Genomic DNA, 11,359 nt, shown 5'->3' on the forward strand with positions numbered 1-11,359 from the left:
TAATAGAAAAAGAGACCAATATCATCCATCTATAGAAGGGGAGAACGATATGAAGCATCGCAAATCTTCACAGCTGTTACAGCAGCTTGTGTTCGTGGGTCCCTCCGTTGTATTTTTTATTCTCATCATCATGGTCCCTTTCCTGCTTGGCATGATGTATTCCTTTACGGATTGGAACGGAGTATCTGCCAGCATTAACTGGGTTGGGCTTGATAACTTCGTGCATATTTTTGCAAACGATCCCAAGTTCCAGAATGCATTCTGGTTCACAGTACGCTTCACCGTTGTAGGGGTGATCCTCACCAATGTCATCGGTTTTTTCCTGGCCTACTTCCTGACCAAACCGCTCAAGACGAGAAATATTCTGCGTACGATCTTTTTTATGCCTAACGTAATCGGTGGATTGTTACTCGGGTTTATCTGGCAATTCATATTTGTGAAAGGGTTTTCAGCAGTAGGCGACGTGACGGGTTGGTCCTTCTTTAACCTCCCATGGCTGGGAGATGAGCCGACGGCCTTCTGGGGAATTGTCATCGTGTTTGTATGGCAGACCGCCGGATATCTGATGGTCATCTATATCTCATCTTTAACGAATGTATCACCTGATCTGCTGGAAGCTGCCGAGATTGACGGAGCCAGCCGCGGACAAGTGCTACGGAGCATTATTTTACCACTCATTATGCCTGGTGTAACCATCTGTCTGTTTCTGGCGATCTCTTGGTCGTTCAAAATGTTCGATCTCAACTTGTCACTCACCAAGGGTGGCCCGTTTGGTTCAACCGAATCGGTTGCACTCAATATTTACAATGAAGCCTTCGTGAACAACCGGTACGGAATTGGAACCGCCAAAGCATTTATATTCTTCGTGATCGTTGCCATCATCACCATGGTTCAGGTTCGTTTGACGAAGAGCAAGGAGGTTGAAGCCTGATGGAAACAACGAAAAATTATCGCTTCGGTACCGTAATTACCGAGATTGTGATGGTGTTGATCGGATTGTTGTTCCTGATTCCGTTTTACTTCCTGTTTGTGAATTCGGTTAAAACCTTTGGTGACCTGCTTACCAATTCGGCTGCCTGGCCGGAAGTGTTCCAGTGGGGCAACTACGCGAACGCTTGGGAGAAAATTAGCTTTCCATCGGCGCTCATGAACTCGCTGATTGTAACAATCGTCAGCAATCTGTTGCTCGTGCTGATCAGTTCCATGGCCGCGTACCGCATGGTTCGCAGCAATACGCGGTTCAACCGGATCTTATTCGGTCTGTTTATCGCCGCAATGGTGATTCCGTTCCAGTCTATCATGATCCCGCTGGTTACGGTAACCAGCAATTTGGGACTGATCGACAGCCTCGGCGGACTCATTATCTGTTATCTCGGGTTTGGAGCACCGATGTCCATCTTCCTGTTTCACGGATTCGTTAAATCGGTGCCACTTGAGATCGAAGAAGCGGCCCGTGTGGACGGCAGTTCGGCCTATGGGGTATTCTTCCGGATTGTTTTCCCGCTAATGAAACCGATGTATGTAACCGTCATCATTCTGAATACGCTCTGGATTTGGAATGACTACCTGTTGCCATCCTTGATCCTGCAAAGCTCCAATCTGCGCACCATTCCGATTGCAACCTTCGCACTGTTTGGTCAATATACAAAGCAGTGGGATCTGGCGCTACCTGCTCTGGTACTTGGGATCATGCCAATCATTATTTTCTTCCTGCTGATGCAGAAGTATATCATTCAGGGGATTACTGCCGGGTCCGTTAAGGGGTAGGTGTGCGGTAGGTCGCTCCGGGGAGAGTGCGGGGAAAGCCGCTCCGTCATCATGTGCGCTTTCGGTCGCTGTTGCTCCTCGGGGGCCTGAATGATTGAGGCAAGGAAGCCCCCGAGGTTCAAAGGCGAACGCTCCGCTCCTCCAGCGCATCATGATGCCTCCGCTCCTGCCTCGCACGGGGGTGAGCAAAAGGCCCATCTGCCTGCAAGAATGGGCAGATGGGCCAGAGCAGCAGAACATGAAAAGACAGAGTAAAGACGAGATTAAAACAAGGGAAACAAAGAATGAATCCTGTAAAAGGCCAAGCACAAGAAACTGGCCCTACCGATATCAAAGGCAAAGAGACAAGAGCTGGCTTGATCGTTAATCCGTGATCAACTACGCATACCCTATGTGGGAATTGCGTTAGTTCATCTATATAGTAAGCGAAAGAAGTAAAAGCGAAAACTGGGTCATTTTTAAACAAACGAAGTACAGAGTAAAAGGGTAAGCAAGAGATGCAGACGGTAAAAGTGAAACTACTTACAGGGAGAGTGTATCTATGAAAAGAATGACAAAGTTAACATTGCTGATGCTCATTGCTTTTTCAGTCATGCTGGCAGGTTGCGGAAACGGGGACAAAAGCGGTAGTCCCGTGAATACAGATGCTCAAACGGGTGGTGGTGACGCAGCGGGTGGCGCCAAAACGATTAAAATTTTCCAATACAAAGTTGAAATTGCCGAAGCGCTTAATCGTCTCAAAGCAGAGTATGAGTCTTCCCATCCAGGCGTGAAGCTGGATATTCAGACGGTCGGCGGTGGAAGTGACTACGGGGCTGCATTAAAAGCGAAGTTTGCCGCAGGCGAGCAACCGGACATTTTTAACGTCGGTGGATACCGTGAACTCGATACCTGGCTCGAATATCTCGAAGACCTATCTAGTGAACCGTGGGCTAAGGATGTACTGGAAGTGGCCAAAGAGCCGATGACTAAGGATGGCAAGCTTTATGGACAGCCACTCGCGCTGGAAGGGTACGGTTTTATCTATAACAAAGATCTGTTTGCCAAAGCAGGCATCACTGAAATCCCAACAACACTGGAACAACTGGATCAAGCAGCAAAGAAACTTCAGGACGCAGGCATTACACCGTTCTCGAACGGTTATCAGGAGTGGTGGGTGCTCGGGAATCATAACGTCAATGTAGCCTTTGCGAATCAGGCCGATCCGGTAAAATTCATTCAAGGTCTGAATGAGGGCACGGAGAAAATTCCGGGTAACCCAGTCTTCGAGGAATGGATCAACCTGCTTGATCTGACGCTCAAATACAGCAACAAAAATCCGCTCACCACAGACTACAACACGCAGGTAACTCTTTTTGCTAGTGGCGAAGCGGCGATGATGCAACAAGGAAACTGGACACAAGTACAGATTGACGGCATCAATCCGGATCTGAATCTGGGTATTCTGCCTATGCCGATTACGAATGAACCGAATGATAAGCTGTTTGTAGGCGTGCCTAACTACTGGGTTGTGAATAAAAACTCTCAAGTGAAGGCGGAGGCAAAAGAATTTCTGGACTGGCTCGTTACCTCCGACATTGGTAAAAACTATTTAACTAAAGAGTTCAAGTTCATTCCGGCCTTCAGTTCCATTCAGGCATCGGAGGAAGAGCTCGGGGACCTCGCAACAGATATCATGAAATATAGTCAGGAAAACAAAACATTAAGCTGGAACTTCAACCGTTTCCCTGAGGGTGTTCCACAAGAGTTCGGTAGCACTATCCAAGCATATGTTGCAGGTAAATCGGACAAAAAAGCATTACTTGATGCATTACAGCAAAACTGGGATAGTCTTAAAAAATAAGTAAAGTACGCACACTTGAAGTCAGTTGCAGCTTGTGCAACTGGCTTCTTTGCATTACCTGTTATAGTACAGTATTCACCTCGAGAATGTGGATAACTTTGCTCGTTTATAAATGTCAAAGTACAACTTTTACATCGGCTTAATACTAGATGTGGATATCCTGTGTGTATATGATCTAAATGTGGACAACTTTTCAGAAAATGAACTTCTGATCTACTTTTATAAACAGCCATGCTTGCTTTTGTTAAAATAGTACTATATAGTTCTAGTTATGAATAATAACAATACATCACATCAAGGGACTCCTGAATCTTCTAAATCATCCAAACCTAGAAGCTCCAGTCCCAGAAGTTCTAGTCCAGTTAACCGTACCAAAGCGGTGGAAGTTGCTGCGCAGTTATTCCTCCGGCAAGGCTATGCTTATGTCAGCATGGATGAGGTGGTGCGTGTTAGTGGCGTATCCAAATCCAATATCTATTATCATTTTAAAAATAAGGAGGAACTGCTTCAGGCGGTTGTGCAGTTCTGGATTGCGCAATATGAATCCGAGCTGTACTTGCTACTAAGTCAGCGTGAGCGGGGAGTGGAGGAACGGATCAACTCTTTCCTGGAATTGCTCTCGGCAGGTATAGAAAGTAGAAACTTTGAAGGTACATGCCCGTTTGTCACTCTTTATATGCAGGCACCGGAAAGTGCTTCCCTGGCGAAGGAAAGCATCTCGATCTTTTTCCGTGAACTTGTACCTATGGTGGAGAAGCTGTTCCAGCAAGGGGCAGAACGAGGCGAATTCCGCAAAGGGATTGAGCCGGGGGCGGCAGCTTCCTTATTTGTCGTAGCACTTGAAGGTTCGCTGATCTTGGCCGGGACTTCTCGTGATCTGGGTATTATAGAGCAGTCCGCACGTACGTTTTGTCAGATGCTTCGTTAAACGAAGCTCTTTTTTTGGGATGTATTAGTACTAAAAAGTACTAATATGTAGTTTAATAATAAACGAGATCAAGATAAATTGGAGGCATATCGATGAACGAAGCAAGATTAGAGCAAACCGTTCTGTTTATGACAGGTAGTACCGGTTTTATTGGAAAGGAAACAGTCAAACAACTTGTGGAGAAAACAGATATACATATGCTGCTGTTGGTTCGCTCCGAGCGGCGCGCCAGATCAGTTCTGGAGAGTTACGGTGTGAGAGGCTTTGAACGGATTACGTTTATCGAAGGTGATTTATCTTTGACAGGTTTAGGGCTTGTTCGAGCAGATCGTGAACGCATCAGGAAGGCGAATGTCATTCTTCATGCAGGGGGAACGATGGACATTACGCTGGGACGAGAGACAGCAGAAAAAACATTTATGCATGGAGCCAGAGAGATTGCTCAGCTGGCTCAGGAGATGAAGTTTGGCGGAAGTCTGCGACATTTCATTCATGTGGTTGGTTTTATGAGCCCTTATGGGCAAGGGAATGAGCAAGAGAAACAAGAACAGGTTGAAATGAATCATGCCGGTAACCAAGAGAGTGCTTATGAAGAGATGAAATTCAAGGCCGATGCTTATATAAGGGCACATGCAAAACAGTATGACTACCCGTTGTCCGTGGTAAATCCCAGTACGGTAGTCGGGCCACGCCCAACAGGTGAAACCGAGCAGACTGGCGGGATCGGGTTACTTATTGGAGCCGTTCAGAAAGGTTTTATGCCGGTTGTGCCTGGTGGATCGTCGTACTGGTTGCCACTCGTGGAGAATGATGTGGTGGCAGAAACACTTGTCTTTCTAATTCGGGATGAGGCACCGTTCGGAGGGACTTATCCACTGCTCGCCCGTAAGGAAGAGAGTCCGGACATGAAGGAATTATTGCATCTGATCACAAAGCAACTGGATGTGCCCAGACCGGCAGGATCATTGCCATTATCCTGGATTCAACGCCTTATGAGCCTTGGTGGAAGTCGCGTCAGCGGTATACCTTCACAGTCACTTGCTTTTATTACAGACAGGACATTTCCGGTAGAGGAGACCGAGGGGCTGATGCAACGAATGGGGAGAAACTGGCCAGATATCCGGGAGCAGCTTCCGTTCATTATTGCTGATCTGGATTACCGGCTTCTGTCCAAGGCTGGAGCTGAGCATAAACATGTTCTAAACGATTATATCCGTGTGCGTTTGGGAAATCTGGCGAGTTTAGGCTGGGAAGGGGAGGGGGAGCCGTGGGTGATCGTGCATGGTTTGTTGCAAAGTGCCGATGATTTGCTTCCATTAGGGTCACAGTTGCGGAAACTTACGGGTAATCCTGTCTGGATCGTTGATCTCGCAGGATTTGGTCGTTCACCTGTTCACCAGGCAGAAGATGCATTTACAGGTCAGGTTAACGCTCTTGTGGAAGCCCTATCTGAAGTGCAGGGTCCAATCAAACTAGTAGGTCACTCTGTAGGTGCAGCTATCGCGGCGGCAGCGTTGAAGCGAAGCGGACGTACCGATATTCGTTTGGCGTTACTCCAGCCTGTTGCGGACAATGTGAATGAGGGGAATAATGGACGTTTAAAACAGGTGCTTCATCTGCCTAGGCGTGTTGTGAGGACATTACTGCGGAGTAAGTCCCGGAGCAGTTGGGCGCGGATGTTTAGTGCGAGCGGTGAAGAAGTGGTGGATAAGATCAGCTTTACGAGGCTGGCTGAGAGGGTACAAGCCTATCTCCGTTCACCTCGTATAGCGGGTGCGCATGTAGATTTGTTGCGATGGATTCACTTGGGACATAAGCAGACGATAAGCTTTTGGGATGAACTCGGAAGCTTTCAGCAGGCAGGGTATAACGCAGACCCACTGGTTGTTTGGGCTGAAAAGGATCGAGAATATCATTTTCCTGCTAGTTTACATGCGGGTTATACAAAAGTGGGACTCCCTTATGGGCACTATTTTCCAGTTTTTCAGGTTGAACGTACAGCGGAAATCCTTCTTGGTTGGGCTGGTGAAAGCGATGTGAATAACAATAGGGTGAAAGTGTGAAATCCAATATTGTTATTGAAAGGCTTTCCACAATATGTCCACAGTAGAGGATAAGCAGGCGAAAAACGACAAAGTTTACGTTAGATTTACAAACAAATACACAACATGTCCACATCAAAATTATGAATATCCACATAAATGAAGGTATCTATCCACAGATTGTGTGCAACATGTGCACAACTTATCCACAAATGGGGTATAACTTTATATTTATATTCACGATAAGCAAAGTTTTAGAATTTTTTAATGGGTTATCCACAGAAATGAGAGTTAAATCGCTTATTTTTCAAAGAAAATAGGGAAAGAGATGTAACTGCGATTCTTCTTCTTGAAAGCCTAAACAATTACGCCAAAATTACCGATACAACATGTAACGACTCATCGTCTAAAGTTCGACAGCCAAAAGCGTGTTGATGATCTGATTTTACGGAATGAGAGGGTATGGGGACATTATGGATGAAGTAATGCAATATATTAATTTCTCGGTGGGAGATCAAATTTTTGCACTTCGCATTGATCAGGTTCATGAAATTATTAGAATGGTAGAGGTTACAACGGTTCCTTTCGGAAGTCCAGAGATCAGAGGATTCGCTTCATTGTACGGTAAGGTAGTTTCTGTCGTGAGTCTTCGTGTGTTGCTCGGCATGCCGGAGAAGGAAGATACCTCATCTACACGAATTATCGTAGTCCCTTACAAGAACGGGTATGTGCCTCTAATTGTAGACATGGTAGATTCGGTTGTGACGTATGATCGTTTCGAAGAGTCTGCAGAAGAACACCGCCGCTTTATGCTTGGTGTTTTTGATAAAATCGGGTTCTGTGCGGATCACCGCGCGGGTATTCTGAACCTGGATGTACTGCTCGGAAGTCTGGTCAGATCCTGATCGGATCAAAAATGGTGACCGTCTGACGGCCCGCATCATTAAATGTTTAAACAAAATGTTCCTCATCCGAATAATGGAGAAGGGACATTTTTTTGTATAGAAAAAGAGCATGATCAGCACTTTTTATACGTAAAGGTTTTTAAATCCGTCCATTTTCGTATATGATGGAGAGTAACAATGCGAAGGGATGACGGGAGACTGTAATGATGCAATCGCTGTATGGAGTATGGCTTGGAGACGTATTTTTTTGTTTTTCCGGTGAAACATCGGAACCGCGCGTAGATGCATGGAGTCACGTGGTGCGAAGGCTGCAATTTGGCGACGGGGGTCGTCTGTTTCAGCCTGCCGCGCTACGTCTTGCCGAACTGCGCTGGCCGAATCCGCTTCGAAATGCGGCAGAAGCCAAAAACGTAAAGCGGAGGCAGTTGCTTGGACGCACGCTTGAAGGATTGGCGGTTTCACCGAAGGATGCTTTCAGACTGTTATTGCAGTGGGACGATCAGATGTTACATGCAGCTGGGATTCAGGCTGGAGAAGAGATGCGTTACTGGGTCAAGGCAGCACAGTTCACACAGGAATTGTTGCTACGAGGGGCAATTGCTCCGGCGGCGGCATTTGCCGCTAAAACAGGCGCAAGACGGCGAACGGGTCAGGAGACCCTTACAGGGGTGTGGCATCCGCGTTTGCAGCTTGAAGAAGATCAGGAGCGTTTCAGAAGCCTTGCCGAATCGATGCCTCCCATTGCGCTGTCAGCGCCGGGGGCCTACGCCTCCACGGAGCCGGAGACACGTGAGGAAGCGGCAGGCACGGTATTGTTTTCATTTATGAGTGGCATCATTCATGCGGTGGTAACGAATGAACTGGAGAGCATGGATAGTGAACTTTCACGTTACCGGACATCGTTCAGGCGCGGCTCTTCACCGGTGTCTGAGCTATGGTGGAACAGTCTGATCTCCATATTCCGCCCAGTCACTGTGCAAGGACCGACAGAGGATATGGCGGACTTCGTGGATGCGATCCATGAGGCCGGGGGTACAACGATGCCTGCATTTGGTGTCGAAGAAATGCCGCCTGCGGAAGGGAAGTTCAGACTGGTCCTGCGTTTGGAGCCGCCTCTGGGGGAGCAGGAGACGACCTGGGGTATCAGTTTCTGGGTGGATAGCGATCAGGAGGCAGGTCTCAGGCTGCCTGCACGAAGCATTTGGGCACATCCTGAGCGTGATCTGGATCGGGGAAAAGTCTACTACGCCTCTGTGGCAGAACAGTTACTGATGGCCATCGGTGAGGCGTCTGAGCTGGCACCAGAACTGGAGACTGCTTTGCTGCATGCTCGTCCCGAGGGGATGCAGTTGCAGCAACAGAGTTTTTTTGAATTTCTTACCCATGCCGTTCCCAAGTTGCAGAAGGCTGGGGTAACGGTTCTAATGCCGTCGAGATGGAGTCGCGCGGGGAAACGGCGTGCAGGTCTGCGCTTGCAGATGATGAACGGAGCACCGGAGCGTCAACCTGGAGCTGGTTCTACACTCGGCATGGAGCAACTCGTAGCCTTTACAGCAGAGCCGATGCTGGATGGCAAGCCGATTACGGCAGAGGAACTTGCCGCACTGGCTGAATCCACCGTTCCCTATGTTATGTTTCGCGGGGAATGGATTGAAGTGGATACCAAAGAGATTCGCCAAGTGCTTCGATATATGAAAAAAGAAGAAGAACAATACATGCCACTTTCCGAATGGCTACATCTTGCCGCAGATGAAGGGGAAGATTCCATTTGGAAAGGGATGTCTGTTTTCGGTGCTGAATCTGAAGGCATGCTCGCTTTCCTGCTAGAGGGACAGGTGCTTCGTAACATTGAACCTCGCCCAGTGCCAGCGGAGTTGCATGGTGAACTGAGACCGTATCAGGAACGTGGATTTCAGTGGTTATCTGCCATGGGTGAACTGGGCTTCGGGGTATGTCTTGCCGATGATATGGGACTTGGAAAAACGGTTCAGGTCATCACATGTCTGCTGGATCGCAAAGAGGAGGAGCGCCAGGCTGCACTGCAAGAAGCTCAGGAGTCCGTTGGTGATCCAGATACAGATATGCCGGAAGGTCAATGTCCTACACTTATTGTCTGCCCAACATCTCTACTGGGCAACTGGCAACGTGAGCTGAAGCGTTTTGCTCCAGACCTGTCACTGTACATTCATCATGGTGGACAAAGGCTACATGGAAATGCTTTTGAAGAGGAAGCGCAGAAGCATGACATCGTGCTCACAACCTATCACCTGGCAGGCCGTGATGGCCCGGATTTGGCTTCGTTGCACTGGTCGACCGTTGTACTGGATGAGGCACAGTATATTAAAAATTATCGGACGAAGCAGGCTCAGAGTGTCATGCGGCTGTCCACTTCTCATCGGATTGCCATGACAGGAACACCGGTGGAGAACCGTTTGAGTGAGCTTTGGTCTATTTTCCAATTCCTGAATCCGGGATATCTCGGTACATCTTCTTCGTTCCGCCAGCGGTATACAGGTCTGGCCCCTTCGGAAGAGAACGCGGCTTCGCTCCGGGAACTGCATCGACTGGTGTCGCCGTTTATGTTACGCAGACTGAAGAGTGATCCGGATATTCGCAAAGATTTGCCAGAAAAGCTGGAACTGAAATCCTATTGTTCACTGACACCGGAGCAGGCGATTCTGTATCAACGGGTCGTGGATGATCTCATGGGTGGTCTGGATGGACGGAACGGTATCGCACGTAAAGGGATTGTGTTATCCTCTCTGACCAAACTGAAACAAATTTGTGACCACCCTGTTCTGGCGGACAGCAGCCGGAAGGAGCACGGCAAGGCCGAAGCATCCGGCAAAATGGAACGATTGCTCGAATTGCTGGATGCTATTCGGGATAATGGAGAATCGGCTTTGATCTTTACCCAGTATGTTGCGATGGGGGATCTGTTGGTTTCCAGACTGAACCGGCGTTACGAAGAAGAGCCTTACTTCCTGCATGGCGGGGTTTCCAAGTCACAGCGGGATGAAATGGTGGAGACATTCCAAAAAGGGGAAGGCCCGTCTATGTTTGTCCTGTCTCTTCGTGCAGGCGGCGTGGGTCTGAACCTGACACGGGCAAGCCATGTCATCCACTATGATCGCTGGTGGAATCCGGCGGTGGAGAACCAGGCGACAGACCGGGTATTCCGCATCGGGCAGAACCGTAACGTTCAGGTACACAAGTTGATCTGCCAGGGTACATTGGAAGAACGAATCGATGAGCTGATTGAGAGCAAGAAAGCTCTCTCCGAGCAGGTCGTAGGTTCGGGTGAAAACTGGCTGACCGAGATGTCAGACGATGAACTGCGTAGTCTGATCTCGCTTCAAGGAGAGACTTGGTTGTAGATTAACACTGAGGTATGTAGTGGATAAGGTTATTCACGCTACATTTGAATGTTTGGCAATGAAGGCAAAATCGGCTTGTTGTTGGTAAAGCTGGTTTGCATGATCAATGAAGGGAGGGGGATGATGATGAGCGAAAAATGGAACATCGAGCTGCATATGTCCCCCGGGGTGTGGACAGCAGAGGTGAATGCAGCGGCGGATTCGGGAGAGACGGTGCCCGGGTCCGCTGATACAGATCAGACCGGAACAGCCGCATCCGGCGTGTTCACGGTCACAGGCACGCTGCCGCAGCTAAGCGAGGCGCAGCGCGAGGCCGTGCTGGCGCAGCTGCGCAAGCGCCCGCTGGCGCTGTACGCCCTGCTGCGCGGTGGCCCGGCGCCAGAGGAGCTCGCCGGGCTGTTGCCCGCGGCGGCGCCTGCCGGCACGCCAGGCGAGGCCACGCTCGGCGCTGCGCCTGCAGCGGCATGCACCTGCGGCCACGCGGGCTGCGCGCATGC

7 protein-coding genes and 1 pseudogene are annotated in these 11,359 nt (G+C 48.9%); all 8 read left to right on the plus strand.

Going from position 1 to position 11,359, the window contains the following annotated elements; all coding sequences use genetic code 11:
- The first annotated feature begins 49 nt into the window (after positions 1-49).
- Positions 50-931, plus strand: coding sequence for a carbohydrate ABC transporter permease (locus H7T88_RS23915; RefSeq protein ID WP_221790712.1), 882 nt, complete (start codon positions 50-52; stop codon positions 929-931).
- A complete protein-coding gene (locus H7T88_RS23920; protein ID WP_090918608.1) occupies positions 931-1,767 on the plus strand; it encodes a carbohydrate ABC transporter permease in 837 nt (278 codons plus the stop codon). The genes H7T88_RS23915 and H7T88_RS23920 overlap by 1 nt, the downstream gene beginning before the upstream one ends.
- A gap of 541 nt (positions 1,768-2,308) precedes the next feature.
- On the plus strand, positions 2,309-3,610 hold the full coding sequence (locus H7T88_RS23925) for an ABC transporter substrate-binding protein (protein ID WP_090918601.1): 1,302 nt from the start codon (positions 2,309-2,311) through the stop codon (positions 3,608-3,610).
- 271 nt (positions 3,611-3,881) lie between these two features.
- Positions 3,882-4,538: a TetR/AcrR family transcriptional regulator gene (locus tag H7T88_RS23930; RefSeq protein WP_154891369.1), complete on the plus strand. Its 657-nt coding sequence runs from the start codon at positions 3,882-3,884 to the stop codon at positions 4,536-4,538.
- A gap of 92 nt (positions 4,539-4,630) precedes the next feature.
- Positions 4,631-6,601: an alpha/beta fold hydrolase gene (locus tag H7T88_RS23935; protein ID WP_221790714.1), complete on the plus strand. Its 1,971-nt coding sequence runs from the start codon at positions 4,631-4,633 to the stop codon at positions 6,599-6,601.
- A 464-nt stretch (positions 6,602-7,065) separates the two neighbouring features.
- Positions 7,066-7,485 (plus strand): chemotaxis protein CheW, encoded by a 420-nt coding sequence (locus H7T88_RS23940; protein ID WP_221790716.1) that lies wholly within the window; start codon positions 7,066-7,068, stop codon positions 7,483-7,485.
- A 203-nt stretch (positions 7,486-7,688) separates the two neighbouring features.
- On the plus strand, positions 7,689-10,862 hold the full coding sequence (locus tag H7T88_RS23945; protein ID WP_090918593.1) for a DEAD/DEAH box helicase: 3,174 nt from the start codon (positions 7,689-7,691) through the stop codon (positions 10,860-10,862).
- 48 nt (positions 10,863-10,910) lie between these two features.
- Positions 10,911-11,359: pseudogene (locus tag H7T88_RS23950) on the plus strand (hypothetical protein); the annotation flags it as partial.

It is taken from the genome of Paenibacillus cucumis (ex Kampfer et al. 2016) (assembly GCF_019748695.1).
Classification (GTDB): Bacteria; Bacillota; Bacilli; order Paenibacillales; family Paenibacillaceae; genus Paenibacillus; species Paenibacillus polysaccharolyticus.